The organism is Spirosoma aureum, assembly GCF_011604685.1.
Taxonomy (GTDB): Bacteria; Bacteroidota; Bacteroidia; order Cytophagales; family Spirosomataceae; genus Spirosoma; species Spirosoma aureum.
In genome coordinates this window covers 7109211-7130700 of sequence record NZ_CP050063.1, presented here as the reverse complement: position 1 = coordinate 7130700, position 21490 = coordinate 7109211, and the positions used below count along the sequence as shown (strand labels likewise).

Below are 21490 nucleotides of genomic sequence, written 5' to 3'. Positions count from 1 at the left end.
AAATACTTCTCCGCTAAACTGATCAACCAAAGTCATGAAACGTTTACACAATTTTATTGTCCTGATTCTGCTGCTAACCACTATTTGGGGCTGCAATGAAGAGATTTACGTAGAGCCGCTACAATATGGGTCTATCAGCGGTCAGATCCTGCGCAAGAAGGATGGTAATCCCGTTCATAAAGCATCCGTTCGCCTGAATCCGTCGGGTAGAACCGTACAGACAGACACAACCGGCCGGTTTCGCTTTGATACGGTTCTGGCGGGCAAATACACCTTACAGGCCACCAAAGAGGCATTTCGCGATGAACTAACGACGGTTGAAGTAGGTGGTAATTATGGAACGGCCACGGTAATGTATATCGTGAACGAAAATCCACTTCCTACAGAACCTGCTCTACTTAATCCAACAACAGGGACTAGCTCGGTATCGACCACAACCGTTTTAAAGTGGAAGTCCACCGATCCGAATAAAGATCCACTTACCTACGATGTTGCCATAACGCGTGAAGGAAGTATGGTACCTACGCAAACGGCTACAGGTCTTACTGCCGATTCGCTCGTGCTGAAGGGGCTGGATTATGGAACCACGTATTATTGGCAGGTAACCGTTTCGGATGGGGTGAATTCAGTAACCGGTAAAACGTGGAGTTTTCGGACAAATTCGTTTCCTGATGTCGCCTACGTGTTTGCCCGGCGTGTAGAGGGTCGTTATCAGATTTTTGCTTCTTCAGACGGGATAAGCTGCATTCAGCTTACTCACTCTGGCAGCAACTGGCGACCCGTGGTCAGTCCCAACCGGAAACAGATCGCCTTCATTTCCAATGCCGAGACTGATTTACACCTCTTTGTCATGAATTATGATGGCAGCAACTTACGCCGGGCTACAAGCGTGCCTGTGTCGGGCCTGATGCCCACGGACTTGTCATTCTGCTGGTCGCCCGACGGGACGCAGTTGCTCTACCCAAGCAACAACAAGCTGTACGCGGTGCAGGCCGACGGTTCGGGCAATGGCTTACGACTGGTTTCGCAGGCCCCCGCCGGGCGATTCTTCGCTGGGTGCGACTGGACAATGCAGGGCGACCGAATTATCGCACGAACGACTGGCTCCAGCGTTTATGACAATCGGTTTGTATTGATGGCGGCCTCGGGTAAAGACACCTCAACGGTATGGACTCGGGTAGGCGGCCGCGTCGGAAATCCGGTTTTTTCGATTACCGGTGAAAAGATCCTCTTTTCGTATGACAAAATTCCTTATCAGAATTCGCAGGGGCGTCAATTGAATGCGTTGATCGCTTTGCTGACGCTTGGCGAGAAGCAACCCCAGGATGTGATGGCTTTGGGAACCGATACCAAAACAAACAAACCAGCCGGAACGAATGATCTGGAACCCCATTTCTCGCCAAACGGTGCCAAAATAATATTCACCAATGTTAGCAATACCGGAACCGGTGAAGCGACAGTAACAACGGTCGATTTTAATGGACAAACTGGTCAAAATCGAGCATCACTGATCAATGTCGCAGAAATGCCCTACTGGCGATAATATAGCTCACACGACTAACGTATAGTCTGGGCGTCTGCCTGCTGGCCAAAACCACATTTGGCCAGCAGGCAGACGCCCAGAAATGGGGTCTCAATTACAAGTAATTAGAGCTTAATGAGGTCCGCGGGGTGCGCCTTGCGGACCATGCTCACGTCCACGCGGATTACCGCCATTGGATCGACCCGTCTTATCGTGTTCCGGGCGGGCATTACCGTTACCTCGCCGATTTCCTCGAACCGCCTGATTATGAAGCGGATGGTTGTTGATCACAAAATACTTGGAATCACGACTGTCGCGGATCGGTTGCTGGTCGTAGCGACCCTTAAATGACGCATATTGGGACCGATAAACGGAGTTACGTAAATAAGGCTGTTTGTCATTGATGACAACCTTGTGCAGACGGTATAAATCGTACTGGCTGTAGCGAGGTGGGAGCACAGTCGTGGTAATCCAGCGTCTACCGTCAAAATAAATCCACTGCTGAAGCGGAACGTAATAATAAATATCCAGGTCTGGCAAGTAGTAGTAATTGACATAATCATAGCCAGTAGGACCCCAAAGTGGCTGACTGCCAATATTGATGTTGACATTTACCTGTGCGTAACTGGTCGAATACATACTCGTACCAGCCATCAGGCCCAGCACAAGCAGCAGATTTTTCATAACGGAGATTACTCGTAATTTCTTCATGATTTTACACGGATTTTAATTTATTCACGGCATTATTTTCCCATCTGTACTCAGCCGTTGACACCAGCGTTGCTAAGGCGAGTGTAATTGGCTTTGTTTCTTATCGCCAGCCACCTCCTAGTGCCCGATAGAGGGCAACGGTCGCCTGGAGTTGCTGCAATCGGTCGTTGACGCCGTTGAGTTGAGCCGCCAAAAGGTTCTGCTCGGCGGTTAGCACATCGGTGAAATTGGTGTTCGCGGTGTATGTCAATAATTCTTTCGTGAACGAAACCGCCTTTTGCAGAGCAGCCAATTGTTGCTGTCGGGCATTGGCTTTGTCGACCGCCATCTGGTATGAATACAAGGCGTTGGAGACTTCCTGCCCGGCTTTCAGCAGGGTAGACTCGTTCGTATAAAAGACTTCTGACGGAGCGGCTTCGGCTCGGTTAAGTCGTTGACGGTTAATGCCCTGATTAAAAATAGGTTGTGCCAGTCCGCTAATCAGACTGCCGTAGAACGTTCCGGCAAAGAACCAGGTCAAGGTGTTCGCCGTTGCAAAGCCAGCCGTGCCTGTAATGGTGAGGGCGGGGTAGAAATAGGTACGGGCAACGTTCGTTAGTTCGAAGGTATTCCGGAACGAAAACTCGGCTTCCTGCACATCGGGCCGATTGCCCAGTAGTTTTGTAAATTGGGTAGCATAATTCGTCAAAACCTTCATAACGCGTCCTGCCCTGATGGGCATTAGGTACGCCACAAAAGTCATCGCGGGCCGTTACTTCGGGAAACGAAAGTCTTGGAATCCGGGATTTTTCAGCGTGAATCGGCAATTTTAGCCGCTGAATGACGAAACTATGTAGGTTAAAATTCGATTAATAGTGACTTGATTAGCTTGGTGCTCAAGTTATTTCTCACTTCTCCTTATTAAAAGCTATAATCATAGATTTTACAGAGCGGTTAGGAGCATCTATCTTATTCTCCGTCCGAGTCCAGTAGTAGGCGTGAAATTTTACTCCGTTCGCAATGATATAAGGCTTTTCAAAATGTACCTCAGAAGTCAAGCAAGTCGTAACTGGAGGGGTAACGAATTGTCCTTTATCTTTTAATTTCCAATAAAAATTGATGGGGATGTCAGGCATATTTCTAATTTCTTCCTGTATGATTAAAAAGTGCTCATCAGTTTCAGATTGGAATATGCCATGTTTCTCGCATGAGAAACAAAAAAGAACGGAAATTATAATAACAAAAGCTCTCATTTGTTTAGTTATTTTTACAGCTATTTGAACAACGGAACCGAGACTCAGAGAGGGTAATATAATTGTATGTTATACTGAGTGAATTCAGTTACTTCTCATGATTAAAAGCGATAAGTATTAAGTCTACTTTAAGATTATGCCCAACTAACTTGTTCTGTGTACGAGACCAATAGTATGCATGAAATTTAACGCCGTTTGCAATAATATAGGGATACTCAAAACGGACTTCCTCAGTTGAACAAGAAGTAATTTGATTAGTTTGGAGAGAATCCCATGAAGCAGGCTCCCAATAAAAACTAATTGGAGTTTGTGGCATGCTGGTAATATCCTCTTTTATGATAGAAAAACGTTCATCCGTTTCAGAACGAAAAATATCTTTCTTTTCGCATGAAAAGAAAAAAAAGCAAAAAAAGAAAATAATCACAATTGACCTCATTGTTATGGGAATTTTACAGTAAAATTCGATAAAGTGTCTAAGAAAAATTATTCTCTTAAACACTTTATTCTTTAATTAATACACGCGTAAAATAAACTCTGTGTTGCCAGTGCTAACAGGTGGTTTAAATGCCCCATACTGCCCGTTGTAATCAATTTGTTGCTCGAACACATTGTCATCACCATCTAACCAACTCACCGTAGATTTGCCTCCAATATTCCCAGTGAAACTTAGATTGCTGCCATCTTTTTTGGCAGGTGCTGCTGTAAGGCCAACTGACCAAGTTCTTTCTTCAGTGTGAGTTACATTACCATCTTTTTCTAATACAAACAGTATCGCTTTATTACCATAATCTTCAGCGTCCCAAGTAAATATTTCCGCACCTCTCCAATCTAACCATATTCCACTATTTGCTGATGAACCACGGTTGTCAAACAAAGTATTATTATTTCGATACTCATTAAACTTATCCTGATATGGATTAACAGTATGGCAGCCCCAAAACGTATTGGGTACACAAACGCTACCCCATCCTGATTCGACTTGTTCAGCAAAGCCAGGGACAGTGAACTGTGCAGCTAGCCGCTCGAATGAAATATTTCCAAATGAACGACTTGTGAAAGATTCTGGAACTCGACCAGCGATAAGTACTCGACCAGTCAGTTCTAAGTTACCTTCTGCCCAGTTTTCACTAATGTCCTGTATTTTTCCATCAGTCAAAAATCGCAAAAAACCTATTCGATCTTTCACCGTATAGTCTAGCTGTCCAGGAAAGAGTTCACTCATATTGGTCATTAGTTGACCATTACTATAATAAGTCTTATAATAAGCATATCCACGGGGTGCTTCAGGACGGTAAAGATGAGAGCGATACTCAGGAGAATCTGATCCCACATTAAAATCAATACCTATTGCTTTTAACTTGGCTCTCTTATTAATTTGAGACCGTAGACTTCTTTTCGATTTGTTGAAATTGATACTTTGATAATAATAATACCGACCGTTATCAGTCATTAAATAATCCCATTGAGCCTTTTCAGTATACTTGTTTGAAGACACACGGAGACCACTTGGACTAACATCAGATACTTCAATCCTTTCATTATCTTTAACAACTAGTATTAGTTCGTCAGGATCTCCTTTCGCCTTGATTTTATGGCCCTTTCCTTTGCTATCATAAGCTGTTACATCGTGCCGGTCGTCATTTATATGAAAAAAGGCCACTTTGGGTATGAAATGCTCAGTATCCCATGTTGCCGCTGAATTATAATACCTTTCGTTTAAAAGCTCAGGAATAAGAATAGTCAACTTAGGGAGGCTTTCAGTAATGTCAATAAGATCTTGCTTTGAACTATTGTAGGAAGCGAGGATATCAAAAAAGGTAGTATTATCTGTTACAATCTGGTTTTTCTGAGCGTGAAATAAAATGTCATAATCTTCATCAAACTGTTCTAGGGCTTTAGCTTTTAAAAAATCTCGTAACTCTTTTCTTACAAGTGCCTTTGCTAATATTTGTGCAAAAGCGTCTCTGGCTTCTTTCTCATCCTTTTTGGAGAAAGAGATACGTGCATTTGAGGTATCAGCTACTTCAACTTCTGGGGCATTACAGGCAGCCATTAATGTGACAACCCCGATACTGAGGTAATACGTAATCTTTTTCATTAACTTTACAAAGTTTAGTGTTTGACATTAGACAATTGATGAAAGCCCTACTTTCGGTCGCCAAACTGCTGTTGGGCTTTCTTTTTGTAACAATATTTGCTATGTTGTATATAAATAACAAGCTAGATTTGCTCGTTATTAGAAAATTTATAAATTGTAATCGTAAATAGAATTAATGTTACAATATATAATTGCCTTAAAAGATCAAGCATAATGTATCTTTATGTTCATTTAAGGTACTTATCGTGATGGCTTTCTAAGTGATGTTTTACTATAATATATTAGTAAGTTCTTTAAAAAGAACAATTTAATCTGCTGAACAAATATGGCTATGGTCGCTGAGAATGATAAAGCCTATTCGACCCTCTCGTCAGCCATGCTTCGTTCACAAATGTAATTGTCAGGTATGTGCTCGTTGGTGAGTAGAGCCGTAACGTGAAGGGTATCAAAGCCTTTGGTTTGGAGCCAACTGGCGAGTAGATGAGGTAGCTGCTCATCGAAAAGAAATGTCATGCAGCTAATGACAGTGTACTAAAATGGACCAACTGAACGGCATAGGTCAGGCATTCCTGAATATCGCCGTATTCCAAACCTGGGTAATCTGCCAGAATTTCATCCCATGTCATCCCACTTGCCAGCAGTTCCAGAATGGTTGTGACCAATAACCGGGACCCACGGATAGTGGGTTTGCCGTGGCATACAGTTGGATCAATGGTGATGCGTGTAAGCATTGTGTTGATTTTTGGTAAAGCTAAGCCTGGGAATACGTATTCACAATCGACCTTACTCGACCACAACACAACCATAACCCGGTACTGTAATCCGACCATCGGCGAAGGAGCTACCCGGCAGCGTTTCGAAAACAATACACCGACACCATTCCTCCGTTGGCGAAAATACGACGTCAATGGGTTGGCTGGTCAGGTTGTGAACCACCAAAATACATTTACCATCGGTAGGTTCCTGCCGAATAAAAGCAACGATACCATCCTGGCGAATACCAGCCTGAAGCAGTCGACTAAGATTATTATTCAGAATGGAATGACTATTCCGGTAATGAATCAGGCGTTTGTAATGGTTCAGGAGCGAATACGGATCGGGTTGCTGTTGCGCCACTGCACGAATCGTCCGGCTGGTGCTGTATTTGCCCCGACGCCAGCGCGTCCGTTGGGTATCGTGTTCTCGCGTGTTCCATAGAAATGGTTCGCGTATGTTTTCGTCGGGTTTCTTGCCCAACATTCCGATTTCTTCACCGTAATATAGATACGGTAAACCGGGTAAGGTCAGCAGCAAATTCGCGGCTACCTTTAAATGATCTAGATTGCCGCTGAGCAAACTTCCAATCCGATTCTGATCGTGGTTCGACAGCAACAGTGCGTCAATAAAGTTCGGGTTGATGGCTCCAAAGCTGGCATGTACATACGACAGAAATTCGACCAGATCTTCCGTATCATTTTCATTCCGAACTATTTCCGGAATCATCAATTGAAGATCAAAATTGAAGTTGGCTTTCAGGCCTCGAAAATAAGGCGCAATTCGATCAGGGCGCGTCCAGACCTCGCCAACCGTGTAGGCACCGGGTTTAGCGGCTTCGACCACCCGCCCGAACTCTTCCCAGAACTCATAGTTTTTTGACTCTTCCGACTCGCGGTAAAGATGACGGGCTGCATCGAGCCGGAAACCATCTACTCCCATCTCGTTGAGCCAGTAACGGGCGATCTTGAACACTTCATCGCGTACGGGCTGGTAATCGAAATTAAGGTCGGGCATCCCGCTCCAGAACATCCCATAATATTGTTCAACGTAGGTTGCTCCACGTACTGAATGCCATGGACTGCGTTCGCCTGAGTCGGCTGTAATGTCGCGGGTGGCCAGGTTACGCCGTTTGATTTCGTCGGGACGGAGCCATTTGTAATAGTTTCTGTATGGATTATCGAGGCTTTTGGATGCTTCCTGAAACCAGGGATGGCGGATACTGGTATGATGCAATACCAGATCGATGATAACGGCAATACCCCGTTGATGGGCTTCGGTCACCAGGCGTTTAAAATCATCGATGGTGCCATAATCCGGATCGATTCCGTAATAATCGGTAACGTCGTATTTATGGTAGGTCGGCGACGGGTTGATGGGCATGAGCCAGATTGCCGATATACCAAGATCCTTTAAATAATCGAGGTTATTGGTAACACCGTCGAGATCACCGATACCATCGCCGTTCGAGTCGGCAAACGAGCGAACGAAGATTTCGTAATGAACGCCGGTCCATCCTGTAGGAAGTTTAGGGATTGGAAATAAGCCGGGCTTAATTGGAGCAATTGATCGATTCGATTGAACGGAAGCTGTTGCCGTCATTAGTATGGGTTAAGCAATTTTAGAACAGAACAAGTACGACAGGTGATGAGTTTGGCAAAGAGCATGAAACTTGGATAAATTTGGTTATAGTGTCTGTTGATTTGCACAAGGAATGTCTAGAATTGAATTATTCGTAGTCAGCTGTGACAGAGTTACAACATGGCATCAATGGCTATACGGTTTCAACGCCTGATAAACCCGGTGTGTTGGCAGGCCCATTACAGTATAAAATGAACCTTCCAGCCGTTCAATGCCAACTAACCCAATGAAATCCTGCGCCCCATACGACCCGGCCTTATCGAATGGTTTACAAACTCGAATGTAGTAGGAAATTTCTTCATCGCTGAGTGCCACAAACCGAACCGTTGTTTCGTCCGTAAATGAGTGTACTTCCGGCGTTGTCGAATCGCTCGATGGAGCCAGAATCGCAACACCCGTTCGCACTCGGTGCATTTGTCCCGAAAGAGCACGAAGCATCTGGCGGGCATGTTCTTCGTCCTGGGGTTTGTTCAGAATCTGATTGTCCAGAATTACAACTGTATCGGCGCACAGAATGATTCGATTTCCGGTATCGGCCATAAACTGTTCGGCTTTTTGCCGGGCCAGGTATTCAGCGACCTCGTCGGCAGGCATCGTTTCGGGAAAAGTTTCGTCGGTGGGCCGTGTTTCAATCGTGAACTGAAAACCAGCATCGTTCATGAGCTGTTTTCTGCGGGGTGACCCCGATGCCAGCACGAGTGGGAAGCGTAAGGTTAGCATGTACTGATTTATACGATAGGAGTGTACGATTTACGGGTAAATTTCGGGCTATATTCGTAAATCGCATGTTGTAACCTTTAAATATCACGTCACTTGCCGATCCGAATTGCTACTCTTGCTGATGCAATCCTGCTTTCTGAGCTTGCTTCTACAACTATGCGTGAAGCATTTGGCCCGCCCTACAACACCGCTGAGCTTGTGGAGGAGTATATCCAATCGTCTATATCACCAGCTATCCTTGCAGACGAACTGGCCGATCCCAATTCGATATTCTTCATCGTCGAACAGGTCGATAAAACACCTGTTGGCTACGCAAAACTTCGACGAACGAAGCCACCCCGGCAAATGACTTCAGGGTTCCGGCGAAGTGGCAAGGCGATTGAAATTCAACGTATTTATTTAGTACAAACCCAGGTAGGGCAGGGGCAGGGCCGACAATTAATGGACTATTGTTTAAACTGGGCACGCCAGGCCGGTTATATAGCTGTTTGGCTCGGTGTTTGGGAGCGTAACGAACGCGCTCTGGCCTTTTATCAAAAAATGGGCTTCGAACGGATTGGGTTTCATTATTTCCAGTTTGGCTCCGAACGACAGCGGGATTTTTGGTTGCAGAAACAGTTATAGTCTAATAAATCGTTATAAGGAATGTGTATTGACGCAGCGGAATCGGCGATAATAACGTATTGAAGATAATTCGCATCTTATCTAAACGAATCGCAGTTTTAACACTCTAAGTAAAAAAGTTACGGTGAACCGCTCCTATCTGAACCTGTTACTGCGTATGCCAAGCCATTGGGTGGTATGGTGTGTGGCATTAATGGGAATAGGCGCTTATGGACAGAATGACTCGACGCGCTATGTATCGAAAAAGACGAACGATTCACTGGCGACGAAGATCTCACCAGCAATAATTGACACCGCCCTGATCCAGCGCGATAGTCTGTTTTACAATCGCCTGAAAGCGAAAATGTATAAACATCGGATGACGCGGCAACTGTATGATCTGATTTTTCAGGATGTTTATAACAGCCAGGCAAGAACGGGGGAGGTTAGTCAGATTGAAGTAAATCCATTTAAACCCTTTGAAGGGCGGATCATTGGGGATATTTACATTCGTCGGCTGGGGGTATTTGGGCAATCGGTTTATGATACGCTTCGGCAGCCCGGTAACTGGGTAGAACGAACCGGTAACCGACTGCACACCAACACGCGCGAGAATATTATTCGCCGATCGTATTTACTGTTTAAAGAAGGCGATGCATTAGATCCGACCATATTGCGCGATAATGAGCGGCTGTTGCGTACAACATCAATTTTCCACGATGCTCGTATTTTGGTATTGCCGCGTCCGGGAAGCCGACAATTTGTGGATGTATATGTGATCACACAGGATGTCTGGTCGCTTCTGCCTACCGGCGGTGTTGGGTCGCTGAACCAGTTCAGTCTGGGATTTGAACAGAATAACTTCCGGGGACTCGGTCATCAGCTCCATGCGCAGGTGGCGTATTCCGGGGCCGACCCACGCCAGAAAATAGAATATCAGGGTCGATACACTGTGCCGTTTATTGGCAAAACATTCCTTACGGCTCAGGCAGATTTTATTTATTTACGTGATCTGAAACAGATCGCGTTTCGTCTATACCGCCCCTTTCTGACGCCGGATACCAAATATGCCGGGTCGATTGAAGTAAACCATACGCGGGTAAATAACCGGCTGGTTGCCCGTAATGACAGTGTGCTGCTGGTGCCGCTGAGTTATAACTATTCTGATATCTGGATCGGCCGATCGTTTCGAATTTTCTATAGTCCGAATGACGCCGAAGGGAAGGGCCGATCAAGGCTGGTTTTGGCCATTCGCAATACCAATTATGAGTATTTTGAGCGGCCGACAGTTACTGCCGACACAAATCAGCTTTATCAGGATAGTCGCACAACGCTCTTTACTATAGGGTATTCCCGGCGGAAATACGTTCGTGACGTACTCATTTATGGATTTGGTCGTACGGAAGACGTCCCTGTCGGTGAGGCTATATCGGTTGTCGTTGGGTTCGATAACGCGGAGTTAGGGCCAAGGAAGTATGCCGGTTTGAATTTCTCGCAGGGCAAATACCTCAATAAGTCCGGCTACCTCTATGCGTTGGCCAGCCTGGGGGGGTATACTCGTAATCAACGAATTGAACAGGGTGTGCTCTCGTTGGAAGGAAATTATTTTAGTCCGCTCATGACCACCAAGTGGGGAAACATGCGTCATTTTTTCAATAGCCGATTCACCGTCGGCATTGACCGATTCGATAACGAATACATTACACTGAATAGCAGTAGCGGAAGCGGTATCAATACCGACGGAATAGGAATTAACAATGATGCCCTGCGTGGAACAAATCGCTGGTTGATTAACTATGAAAACATTCTGTTCTCGAAACTGAATCTGATTGGGTTTCGGGTCGCTTTTATTTCATTCGCAAATTTAGGGCTGGTCAGCTTTCAGGATCGATCGCTTCTGAGAGGACCTATTTATCAGGGATATGGAATCGGGTTTCGATTACGAAACGAAAACTTGACATTCAATAGTTTTCAAATTAGATTAGCCTATTATCCAAACATCCCGAATAATGCCTATCCATTCCGATTCGCTTTCGAGGGAATACCTGTTTTACGCTTCAGAGACTTCGATTTATCAGCTCCTCAACTTATTCCCTACCGGTAGGGAACTAATAAAATTGTATATAATGTTGCTACATTAAATGTTGTTGCATTATATTTGCACCATGTCAATAGAAACCGACATCAAACAGACCACGCCGTTTAAGACGCCATATCATCGGGTAATGGTCAACCTGATGTATACCAGTAACTGGGTAGCCGATGCTCAGATGCGCGTGTTAAAACCATTCGGGTTAACCTTGCAACAGTACAATGTCCTGCGAATATTGCGGGGCCAGTATCCTAACCCGGTGAAAGTAAGTGACATTACCGAACGGATGCTCGACAAAATGTCGAACGCATCGCGATTGGTTGACAAACTGGTCGCTAAGAAGTTTGTGTTAAGAACCGAATGCCCGAGCGACCGACGGGCAGTCGATGTTGTCATTACCGACAAAGGACTGGCATTACTCAAACGGTTGGATATCCATCAATCTGATCTGGACGAAAACCATCGTAGTAAGCTTACAGAAGAAGAGGCTGTCTATCTCAGCCAGTTGCTCGATAAATTGCGGGCATAAGTAGCATCACTTTCAATTCAATATACAACCAATAAACAAAACAAGTAGAATGAAAACGCGTCAATTTTTAGTAGGGCTGGTTGCCGTAGCAGTAATGGCTGGAACATCGGCTTTTGTTGGCCCAAAAAAGGTATCTACATTTAAAGTAGATACACAGAAAAGTGTTTTAAACTGGAATGGTAAGAAAGTAACGGGTGAACACTCTGGAACGGTTAAATTAACGGATGGTTCGTTGGCAATAGATGGTGGCAAACTAACGGGCGGAACGTTCACGTTTGATATGAACAGCATCGTTTGTACGGACCTGACCGATGCTGGCTACAATGCCAAATTCATCGGGCACATGAAGTCTGAAGATTTCTTTAACACCGCGAAATTCCCGACGTCAACGTTCAAAATCACGAAAGTAACGCCAAAAGGTGGTGACGCATACGACATTACGGGCAACATGACCATCAAAGGCATTTCTAACGCTGTTACATTCCCGGCAACGGTTAAAACAACCGCCAATGGTATTGAGGCCAGTGGTAAAGCAACGCTCGACCGGACGAAATATGACATTCGTTATGGTTCGAAATCCTTCTTCGAAAACATTGGTGATAAAGCGATCTACGATGATTTCACGGTAGAAATTAAAGTTGTTGCTGCCAAATAAATCCGGCTCGGCATTAGACAGACCCTGTTTAAACTGAACCTCAGTAAAATAAGCTGAAACGGTTAAATCGTAAAAAGTCCCCGACGCTCAATAGTGTCGGGGATTTTTTGTGGCGTTTTGAAACGGAATTGTATCAGGAACCATACGGAAAAGCTGGCGGGTGATGCCCAACAGTTTATACAAACGCCGGAAAATCATCCAGAAACCGGACTTCGGATGTGGTATAATCGATACCGCAGCAGTAATGCGTTAGCCCATTCGTAATCACCAGATAAGGAGCATTGTGAACGTGGTTATACCGGGCAATCTGGTCAAATACGGCCTGGGTCAGTGGAATGTGAGGAGCTTTGCATTCAACGACCAGAAAAGGCTGTCCCTGTCGGTCAAAGGCTACCACATCGGTGCGTTTTTGGGTCATGTTCAACGTCAATCCACCTTCGGTACGAATCAATGCTTTGGGGTAGCTATAATGCGTAAGAAGCAGGTTGACGATATGTTGTCGTACCCATTCTTCGGGCGACAACCGGACATACTTTCGGCGCAACAAATCGAAAATATACGGTTTCCCGTCGACTTGTTTAGTTTTGCAATCAAAATCAGGCAGGTTCAGCGTAACCATGTTCCAAATATAAAAGGCGGAAGAGTGAATGAGTAAAAGATATATTCTTTTTATCATTGCTTTTGCTTCGGCCCGGCGCACCGGTTTCACTCATTCACGTTTACTAGGATGAAGACCAAAGAAGAAATAGTCCAGAACTGGTTGCCACGTTATACGGGCACCCCAATCGAACAATTCGGTGAGTATATTTTGCTGACCAATTTTATCAATTACGTCGATCTGTTTGCCCAGAAATTTAACGTAGAGATATTTGGTATGGGGCGAGCCATGCAAACGGCAACGGCCAATAACATCACGATCATTAATTTCGGGATGGGCAGCCCCATGGCGGCAACGGTTATGGACCTGTTGTCGGCTGTCGAACCGAAGGCCGTTTTGTTTTTAGGAAAATGCGGTGGCCTTAAAAAAACGCAGATTGGCGACCTGATTCTGCCCATTGCCGCCATTCGTGGCGATGGAACCAGCAACGACTACATGCGACCCGAAATTCCGGCATTGCCGTCGTTTCGATTGCAGCGCGCGGTTTCGTCAACCATAAAAAAATACGAACTGGATTACTGGACGGGTACGGTTTATACCACCAACCGGCGTATTTGGGAACACGATGAGGAGTTTAAAAACTACCTCCGCGAAATTCGGACGATGGCTATCGACATGGAAACCGCCACTATTTTCACCGTCGGTTTCGTAAATTCTATCCCGCACGGAGCATTGCTGTTGGTTTCTGACAACCCCCTCGTGCCAGAAGGGGTTAAAACGGAAGAAAGCGATAAACGAGTAACCGGGCAATTCGTTAACAAACACCTCGAAATTGGGATCGATGCCCTGCTTGAACTCGAATCATCCGGCGATTCGGTTAAACATTTAAAGTTTGAATAGAGCCTGATTGGATTGCAATGTCTCAACAAAGAGCCTTGCTGCGTCTCCTGTGCATTAACTCTACTTGCCAGTAGCAGAGCTAATGCACAGGAGACGTTTCGTTTAGGTACTTAGGTGCATCGTAAACCAATTGATCAATCACACCGAAAAAAAAGTTTAGCCATATTGTCCAATTCAGAAAACTCGATTGTCATTGGTGTGTACAAATTGACTTTTCAACGAAATGGAACAGCGACTGAACGTCCACGAAAAAGGGCAAAGTGCCCTGAAAACACTTTATGGTATGGGTGTTTATTTGAAAAAATCACCCCTTGAGCCCGCGCTTAGAGAACTGGTCTATTTCCGGGTATCACAACTGAATGGTTGTGCTTATTGCCTTGATATGCATTATAAAGATGCACGGGCCAAAGGCGAAACCGAACAACGGTTGTATGGTTTAAGCGCCTGGCGCGAAACGCCCTATTACACCGACCGGGAAAGGGCGGCATTAGCCTGGGCAGAAGCTGTAAACCAGTGTCATGTACCTGATGAGGTGTACAGTCAGGCCAACGAACAATTTTCGGAGGAAGAACTGATCGATCTGACGCTTGCTGTTACCAGCATCAACTCCTGGAACCGTTTTAACCTTGCCTTCCCCAATACGCCGGGTACTTATCAAGTCGGGCAATTTGGGTGATTCAACCCTGCTTTTCGAACTCGTCGGTGGCATTGCCCGAATGTTCGACCGAATCTCCGGATTCCCGCCAGATACAGGCATCCTACTTTGGTGTAGCATTAACCGATCGATCACTTATCTAATCCACGCATCGGAACAATCCGGTAAGGAGGCTGGTTATGCCAATCTTTGTGAAGACGTAAACTGATAAAACCGGGTGAATCTATAGTTTGCCGAATCGGCCATAAATTATGCGTTCACCCGGTTTATATCTTTCCTGTTTGATAAGACTTTAATGAATTCCTATCGCTAAAAAAACTTGACATGAACGAATTCTTAATAGTAATCCATAGAGATCTGACCAGTAAAGACGCTACGCCATCACCAGAACAGATGCAAGCTTCCATCAAGCCGTTTCAGGATTGGATCGGTGGAATTGCGGCTCAAAACAAACTGGTTAATCCACCCAAACGCTGGGACCTGGGTGGCCGGGTTATAAAGCAAAATAATACCGTAATAAATGGACCTTATGCTGAAATTAAAGAATCGGTTGGGGGACTGTTATTGATTCGGGCATCGGATTATGACGAAGCGGTCGAAATTGCAAAAGGCTGCCCCGTTTTAAAATGGGGTGCCGTTGTGGAAGTGCGGATGGCAATGCCAACTGCCTAATGGATTGACTTAAACAGACCACTGTCTTTTGTAAAAAGACAGTGGTCAAATAGGTATGGAAGCGAACGAACTGTTGCCCCATTTATTTAGAACAGAGTACCAAAAACTAGTATCTGTGCTCTGCTATTTATTTGGTATTGAACATATTGAGCAAGCTGAAGATATTGTTAGTGATACATTTCTTTCGGCCACTGAATCGTGGAGTCTGAAAGGATTGCCCGAAAACCCGACAGGCTGGCTCTATACTGTGGCAAAAAATAAAACCAGGAATTATCTAAAACGGAATACACTTTTTGAGCAGAAACTTTCTGCCGACCTGAACTATAATGCACCGCAGGGCGAAGAAATTGATCTTGACCTGTCCATTAAAAATATTGCCGACAGCCAATTGGCTATGATCTTTACGGTTTGTAATCCTTGTATTTCCAGTGAGTCACAAATTGCCCTTGCTCTCAATTTACTTTGTGGCTTTGGCATTCAGGAAATAGCTGACGCCTTTTTAACGAGCAAAGATGTTATTTATAAACGCGTAAACCGGGCGAAGGAAAAGCTGAAAGAAAGCCAGATAAAGATTCAGCAACCAACTCTATCTGAAATAAATGACCGACTGGAAACGGTTTTGACAACCTTGTATTTATTGTTCTCCGAAGGCTATTACTCAACGTCTCAAAACATCCCCCTGCGTAAAGATCTGTGCGCAGAAGCCATGCGTTTAACGCAGTTGCTGGTCGAGAATGAAACCACGGCTAAGCCTGCCGTTAATGCATTATTTGCCCTGATGTGTTTTCACGCGTCCCGCTTTGAAGCACGAACCAATGAACAGGGTGAAATTATCCTCTATCAGGATCAGGACGAAACCCTCTGGAATCAGGATCTGATTGACCAGGGCACGTATTATTTAAACCAGGCTTCGATCGGTACAAAACTATCAACGTATCATTTGGAAGCGGGCATTGCTTATTGGCATACTCATAAAGAGGATACCCCTGAAAAGTGGGAAAATATATTGCAGCTCTATAATCACCTACTCATTTTAGAATACTCACCCATTGCAGCCTTAAACCGGACGTTTGCCCTGGCCAAGACCAACGGAAAACAGGAAGCGATACGTGAAGCCGAGAAACTAAAGCTCACGGACAATTATTTTTATTATTCATTGCTGGGAAATCTGTATACCAACCTGGATAATAACAAAGCATTAATACAGTACGAAAAAGCCCTGACGCTCGCCAAATCCTCGGCCGACAAGGCACTTCTACTTAAAACTATTTCTAGCCTAATCGATTCTTGAATTCGGCTGAAAAACAGTTGATATGATGGCCATTTCTTAAAACCTACAGGGCGAGGACGGTTCGCCGATGCGTTTCTCAAAACAGCAGAGGGCAGGTTGAAGAACCTGCCCTCACTCCACTACGCGCTAAACGGTCTCAACTGGTAGCCATGAATTGCAAGGCTTTAGACCGACATTATTTTTTATCGACTCGATATAGCCTGCCCTGGTCTGTAATGGCATACAAGGCGCCATCCTTACCCTGAGTAATATCGCGGAAACGCTGAAAGTCAGCCGATAATAACCGTTCTTCGCCCACTACTTTGTCATTTTTAATGATAAGCCGCAGGATGTGCATCCCGCTCAGGGTCCCAATAAAAAGGTTGTTCTTCCATTCAGGGATGTGGTCGCTATTGTAGAACGTCATACCACTGGGCGATACGACCGGGTCCCAATAATAAACGGGTTGTTCAAGTCCTTCTTTTTGCTGAATGGCATCGCCAACTTTTTCGCCACTGTATTCGATCCCGTAAGTAATGGTCGGCCAGCCATAATTCTTGCCGGGCTTAATGTGATTCAGCTCATCACCTCCTCTTGGACCGAATTCAGCTTCCCACAGGTCGCCCGTTGCTGGATCAAAAGCAAGGCTTTGAACGTTACGATGCCCATAGGAATACAGTTCGGGTCTGGCTCCTGCCTGACCTGCAAATGGATTGCCGGGAGCGGGTTTGCCATCTTTGGTAATTCGGATGACTTTTCCCAGACCCGAATTGAGCGATTGAGCCTGCGGGCGTGTTACTTTATCCGAACGCTCTCCTGTGCTGATCAGCAGATTGCCATCTTTATCGATCAGAATGCGTCCGCCGTAATGCAGATTACCTTTGTAAGCTGGTTTTGCCTGATAAATGACTGTTGCTCCTTCAATCTTTTTTTCATCTGCCGACAATTTTCCTTTGGCAACCGCCGTCAGATTTCCCTCAGGAAGGGGTTCTGAAAACACCCAGTATACCATTCGGTTTGTCTCGAAAGCTGGATCAACCCGAATACCCAGAAGTCCGCCCTGGCCGGAGGGATTAACTTTCGGAATACCGGTAATGGCTTCTCCAACTTTACCCGCTGGTGTGACGATGCGCATCGTGCCTTCCTTTTCTGTAATGAGCAGTCTGCCATCTGGCAGGCTTGTAATACCCCAAGGGCTCTTAAGCGCTTCCGTCAATACCTTCCCTTCGTAATTGGTAGCTGATTTTACCCCTGCAATTCTGGTTTGGCCTGGAAATGCAGATTTATAGGCTGAATTTGGTTCCTTCGTTTCTACGGGAGGAAGAGAATTTCTGGTATCAGTCGTCGTTTGGCCAAAGGATGCTAACGTTAGCGAGGTGCTCGCCAGGGTTAGTAGAATACTAGTTCTCATTTTTTTCGGTTCTTGTGCTTATTTAAGGTGAATTAGGGGTTATCTAGTAATGGACTGGACAAACATACGAAGCCCAACGCCAAATTATAGTAGGCTTATTTAAAACAAAGGGCCAGGATCAATCTCGCTGGAGTACTTCCTCCAGTTTGGCTTTATAGATTCGACCAATGGGAATTTCCTCATTATTGATTCGAATATACGTCGCGCTAACGGCCTGAATATGGTCCAGTGCTACAATAAACGATTTATGAATGCGGGCAAACCGATCCGGAGGCAATTTCTCTTCCAGATAGCTGATTCGCAGATAAGATACCAACGTGCCCGATACGGTGTGAATCTTTACGTAATCCTTGAGTCCTTCGATCCATAAAATATCCTCCAGAAAGAGTTTGACCATCTCTTTGTTAACCTTGAAATACTGATAGTCTTTACTGGCTTTGGTCGGCTCCGGCGATTCTGCAAGCATAGGAACCACTGGCGAAAATCGGTAAATTTTGCCAACTGACTGGAGGAACCGCTCGAACGAAATGGGCTTTACCAGAAAATCCAGCACGTCAAATTCATAGCTGTCGAGCGCATACTCCCGAAAAGCCGTTGTAAAGATCACTTTCGGCCGGTAGCCCAATGGACGCAGTAAATCGAATCCACTCAACCGGGGCATCTGAATGTCCAGAAAAAGCACATCGACCGGCATTTGCTGCAACGTTCGTAAGGCTTGAGTAGGACTGTTGGAAACACCAACCAGTTCCAGATCAGGCAACCGACTGATGTAATCTTTCAATAAATCAGTTGCCAGGGGTTCATCATCCAGCACAAAACAACGAATCGCCATCAGTCTACGTTAAATTTCAGGACAGCCAGAAACTGGCCGTCTTCCTGGAGTGTAACTAATTCATAGTTGTCGGGAAAAAGAATGTCCAGTCTTTTTCTTAGGTTAGTTAAACCTAAACCCGTTGTTACCGGGCTGGACACTCCGTCGGGTATCGAGTTTTCGGCCGAAAAAATCAGGCGCTTACCACTTCGCGAGAGCTGCAATTGAATCCAGCAGGCTTCTTCGGTTTGGGCGGCTCCATGCTTAAAAGCATTCTCCACAAAGGGCAGCAACAGCATCGGCGGAATCATCAGATTCGTCAGATTGGTCAGTTCACTGAAATTCGTCTGTACATCCAGGCGATCTCTGTAACGAATTTGTTCCAGCGAAATATAGTCCGTCAAATACGCCAGTTCTTTGGTGATCGCTACTGTTGGGCGATGGCTTTCATGCAATTGATAGCTGAGTAATCCGGCCAATCGCTGGAGTAAGTTTGGCATCTGGGCCGGTTGATGTAATGAGACCGATATCAGGTTATTGAGCGTATTGAACAAGAAATGGGGCTGAACCTGCGATTGGAGCAGACGGTATTCGGCCGAGAGTTTTTCCCGTCGATAGGTCTCGCTTAACTGCTGCTGGTGAAGCGCGTGCCGGACCAGATTCACCGCCACAAAGAGGGCAACCACTAAATGCAATTGCACGGCTTCCGCCAGAATTTTAGGCCAGTACAAGTAAGGTTTAAGCAAGCCTTCCGGATAATAGACGGGATAGTACCAGGTATAATTGATGGCACGCCGGAACAGGCCGAAAATCAGTAAGCCACCGATCAAACTGATCCAAAAACCAGTCAGGCGATTCGACAACAGAAAGTGACGGACCGTAATTAGAAGATGCCAGTAGCCTGCAACTATTAGCAGCGGTAAATTCAATGTAATGTGACAAAGGCTTTGCTGGAAATTATCCGTATAGGCTCCGGTATTGAGCCATTCGAACAGGAAGTAACCAAGCCAGAAAAGCCCTTGCGCCCCTATTTCCCGGTAAGGCTTAAGCATACTAAAACGGGCCATTATTCATCATGTGTTTCACTGGGAAAGGGTAAATTTACGTTCTCTCCTAATTAGAAACCAGCTAATTAGCTCAACAACGTCCGTAAGCTCCTCAACAGTGGAAGCCTTCGACCAACAACGAATTTTCTCGACCAACTGCGCTGAGTGAACACAAACTGTTATGTGAAGGAACTAGCCGGTCGTACGTCTAAAAAACTGAAGACCTATTGAGCCGATCTATTTATTTGTTGTCAGCAAGGCTCATCGCACTATGATCAACTGAGCTTGCACAGGCCACGGTTCATGAAAAAATACTCAACAGAAATATAGATAGCTATGCCGAAACCCAGAAAATATCCCATCCGGATTTTTGTCAATGGTAGTCCTGTGCAAGTCCGATCGGTAGAAGGAAATTTATTTCAATCAAAAGACAAGTACTACCGAGCTTATTACCATCCTTCCGGGCAGCTAATGGTGATGAAGGAATTTTTCATTGACCAGCCAATCGGAATAAACGCGCTAATCGAATAGTCTGATCATTCCGTGCAAAACAAAGGCTCGATCAACAACGGATTTTCTCGGCCAACTGCGCTGGGTAAGCCTAAGTTCTCATGTGAAGGAGCTTTCGGGTCGTACCCCTAAAATCGCTGACGGAAATAGTCAATTGCTTTGCTACTACTACAACCTTGACTTGTGTGTTTGTTAAACAACTCCCTGCTATGCTACTCCATCGAACCACTTCATGCCAATTGCTTGTTCACTCTGCCTGTTTTGTTTCAGGTTTCAGCCGGACCTGTTTTGCATGGATTCCTGTTTTCATATTGCTGCTGCAAGCCCAGCCCGGACATGCTCAAGTCGACCAGACAACTCCGGAAATCGCTGCCGGAACCGATCCCGACCGAGGTTATTGGCGCCTTAAAACGCAGGCAGCTACCCGAAGCACATTGGTTCAGTTTTTTGGGACGAATAAACAGCTCCTTTATGAAGAAATCCTACCTGAAAAGTGGGTCAAACTCAGCCGGAAAAATCAAAAACAGTTTGACCAGTTATTAGCGCAGCTGCTGGCGAATCAACTCCTGGCCGACCGAATCAAAACCGAACCCATGCCCCCGACACCGGTAGAACCAGTTCCACCCCGAGTAACTGCCCGGTCGAATAGATCTCAATATTATTCGTCGACAATGGCGGCTTATCGAGTCCATGCCTATGTCAATTCGACGGGTAAACTGTACCTTATTGTGGATAATCCCGACCGGTTGCGCTATAAAATCCTGGTGGCTGATCAAAATAATCGGGAGGTCTACGAGGAGTTTACCAATCACAATAAGTACATGCGAAAGCTGGATTTATCCGCCCTCCCTTATGATTCCTATCAACTCATTGTCCAGATTGATAACAAGCCGTTTATCTATAAAATAAGCAGACAGGATACCCGGTTCGTCTATAACATTCAGCCCTCTCCTTTGGTGAATCAGCAGATGGCCAACGAACAGAATCGAGAAGTTAATAAACCCTCGCTGGCACCCATTAAGATCGATTTATAATTTTTAGGCCTTTCGCATAGAGCCGTG

The 21490-nt window shown here is 45.3% G+C and carries 23 protein-coding genes; 10 read left to right on the top strand and 13 right to left on the bottom strand.

Annotation, left to right across the window (positions count from 1 at the left end):
- Positions 1-34 precede the first annotated feature (34 nt).
- Positions 35-1543, top strand: coding sequence for a carboxypeptidase regulatory-like domain-containing protein (locus G8759_RS28360; RefSeq protein WP_167216015.1), 1509 nt, complete (start codon positions 35-37; stop codon positions 1541-1543).
- A 111-nt stretch (positions 1544-1654) separates the two neighbouring features.
- On the opposite strand, the gene G8759_RS28355 is transcribed toward G8759_RS28360, so the two are convergent.
- From G8759_RS28355 to G8759_RS28315, 9 genes are all read right to left on the bottom strand, one after another.
- Positions 1655-2233: a hypothetical protein gene (locus tag G8759_RS28355; RefSeq protein ID WP_167216013.1), complete on the bottom strand. Its 579-nt coding sequence runs from the start codon at positions 2231-2233 to the stop codon at positions 1655-1657.
- A gap of 100 nt (positions 2234-2333) precedes the next feature.
- A complete protein-coding gene (locus tag G8759_RS28350) occupies positions 2334-2930 on the bottom strand; it encodes a TolC family protein (protein WP_167216011.1) in 597 nt (198 codons plus the stop codon).
- Positions 2931-3120: 190 nt separating this feature from the next.
- Positions 3121-3465, bottom strand: coding sequence for a hypothetical protein (locus tag G8759_RS28345; RefSeq protein ID WP_167216009.1), 345 nt, complete (start codon positions 3463-3465; stop codon positions 3121-3123).
- Positions 3466-3553: 88 nt separating this feature from the next.
- Positions 3554-3901 carry a hypothetical protein gene (locus G8759_RS28340; RefSeq protein WP_167216007.1) on the bottom strand — a complete coding sequence of 116 codons (348 nt, stop codon included), beginning with the start codon at positions 3899-3901 and terminating at the stop codon, positions 3554-3556.
- 75 nt (positions 3902-3976) lie between these two features.
- On the bottom strand, positions 3977-5563 hold the full coding sequence (locus G8759_RS28335) for a hypothetical protein (protein ID WP_167216005.1): 1587 nt from the start codon (positions 5561-5563) through the stop codon (positions 3977-3979).
- Between the two features lie 354 nt (positions 5564-5917).
- Positions 5918-6076: a DUF5615 family PIN-like protein gene (locus G8759_RS28330; protein WP_167216003.1), complete on the bottom strand. Its 159-nt coding sequence runs from the start codon at positions 6074-6076 to the stop codon at positions 5918-5920.
- Entirely contained in the window at positions 6073-6294 is a 222-nt protein-coding gene (locus G8759_RS28325; protein ID WP_167216001.1) for a DUF433 domain-containing protein, read from the bottom strand. Before G8759_RS28325 ends, G8759_RS28330 begins: the two co-directional genes overlap by 4 nt.
- Positions 6295-6346: 52 nt before the next feature.
- Positions 6347-7918 carry an alpha-amylase family glycosyl hydrolase gene (locus tag G8759_RS28320; protein WP_167215999.1) on the bottom strand — a complete coding sequence of 524 codons (1572 nt, stop codon included), beginning with the start codon at positions 7916-7918 and terminating at the stop codon, positions 6347-6349.
- A gap of 165 nt (positions 7919-8083) precedes the next feature.
- Positions 8084-8677, bottom strand: a complete 594-nt coding sequence (locus tag G8759_RS28315; RefSeq protein ID WP_167215997.1) for a Maf family protein — start codon at positions 8675-8677, stop codon at positions 8084-8086.
- Between the two features lie 156 nt (positions 8678-8833).
- On the opposite strand from G8759_RS28315, the gene G8759_RS28310 reads away from it, so the two are divergent.
- The 4 genes from G8759_RS28310 (at position 8834) to G8759_RS28295 (ending at position 12556) form a co-directional block, all read left to right on the top strand.
- A complete protein-coding gene (locus G8759_RS28310; protein ID WP_317166735.1) occupies positions 8834-9301 on the top strand; it encodes a GNAT family N-acetyltransferase in 468 nt (155 codons plus the stop codon).
- Positions 9302-9494: 193 nt separating this feature from the next.
- Entirely contained in the window at positions 9495-11384 is a 1890-nt protein-coding gene (locus G8759_RS28305; protein ID WP_232074323.1) for a BamA/TamA family outer membrane protein, read from the top strand.
- 61 nt (positions 11385-11445) lie between these two features.
- Complete coding sequence (locus tag G8759_RS28300) at positions 11446-11901, top strand: MarR family winged helix-turn-helix transcriptional regulator (protein WP_167215993.1); 456 nt, start codon at positions 11446-11448, stop codon at positions 11899-11901.
- A 49-nt stretch (positions 11902-11950) separates the two neighbouring features.
- Positions 11951-12556, top strand: coding sequence for a YceI family protein (locus G8759_RS28295; RefSeq protein WP_167215991.1), 606 nt, complete (start codon positions 11951-11953; stop codon positions 12554-12556).
- A gap of 175 nt (positions 12557-12731) precedes the next feature.
- Here G8759_RS28295 and G8759_RS28290 read toward each other — a convergent pair whose 3' ends face one another.
- Positions 12732-13175 (bottom strand): type I restriction enzyme HsdR N-terminal domain-containing protein, encoded by a 444-nt coding sequence (locus tag G8759_RS28290; RefSeq protein WP_167215989.1) that lies wholly within the window; start codon positions 13173-13175, stop codon positions 12732-12734.
- Positions 13176-13283: 108 nt separating this feature from the next.
- Here G8759_RS28290 and G8759_RS28285 point away from each other — a divergent pair, with 108 nt between their 5' ends.
- The 4 genes from G8759_RS28285 (at position 13284) to G8759_RS28270 (ending at position 16672) form a co-directional block, all read left to right on the top strand.
- On the top strand, positions 13284-14054 hold the full coding sequence (locus tag G8759_RS28285) for an AMP nucleosidase (protein WP_162386531.1): 771 nt from the start codon (positions 13284-13286) through the stop codon (positions 14052-14054).
- A gap of 223 nt (positions 14055-14277) precedes the next feature.
- Positions 14278-14730, top strand: coding sequence for a carboxymuconolactone decarboxylase family protein (locus tag G8759_RS28280; protein ID WP_167215987.1), 453 nt, complete (start codon positions 14278-14280; stop codon positions 14728-14730).
- A gap of 303 nt (positions 14731-15033) precedes the next feature.
- A complete protein-coding gene (locus G8759_RS28275; protein ID WP_167215985.1) occupies positions 15034-15381 on the top strand; it encodes a YciI family protein in 348 nt (115 codons plus the stop codon).
- A gap of 115 nt (positions 15382-15496) precedes the next feature.
- Positions 15497-16672 carry an RNA polymerase sigma factor gene (locus tag G8759_RS28270; protein ID WP_394353265.1) on the top strand — a complete coding sequence of 392 codons (1176 nt, stop codon included), beginning with the start codon at positions 15497-15499 and terminating at the stop codon, positions 16670-16672.
- 175 nt (positions 16673-16847) lie between these two features.
- On the opposite strand, the gene G8759_RS28265 is transcribed toward G8759_RS28270, so the two are convergent.
- The 3 genes from G8759_RS28265 to G8759_RS28255 form a co-directional block, all read right to left on the bottom strand.
- On the bottom strand, positions 16848-18062 hold the full coding sequence (locus tag G8759_RS28265) for a PQQ-dependent sugar dehydrogenase (protein WP_167215981.1): 1215 nt from the start codon (positions 18060-18062) through the stop codon (positions 16848-16850).
- 118 nt (positions 18063-18180) lie between these two features.
- The gene (locus G8759_RS28260) at positions 18181-18894 is read right to left on the bottom strand and encodes a LytR/AlgR family response regulator transcription factor (protein WP_167215979.1); all 714 of its coding nucleotides are present in this window, start codon (positions 18892-18894) and stop codon (positions 18181-18183) included.
- Positions 18894-19925: a sensor histidine kinase gene (locus tag G8759_RS28255; RefSeq protein ID WP_167215977.1), complete on the bottom strand. Its 1032-nt coding sequence runs from the start codon at positions 19923-19925 to the stop codon at positions 18894-18896. The genes G8759_RS28260 and G8759_RS28255 overlap by 1 nt, the downstream gene beginning before the upstream one ends.
- 713 nt (positions 19926-20638) lie before the next feature.
- Between G8759_RS28255 and G8759_RS28250 the strand changes: the two genes are divergently transcribed.
- Entirely contained in the window at positions 20639-21463 is an 825-nt protein-coding gene (locus G8759_RS28250) for a hypothetical protein (RefSeq protein WP_167215975.1), read from the top strand.
- Positions 21464-21490 lie beyond the last annotated feature (27 nt).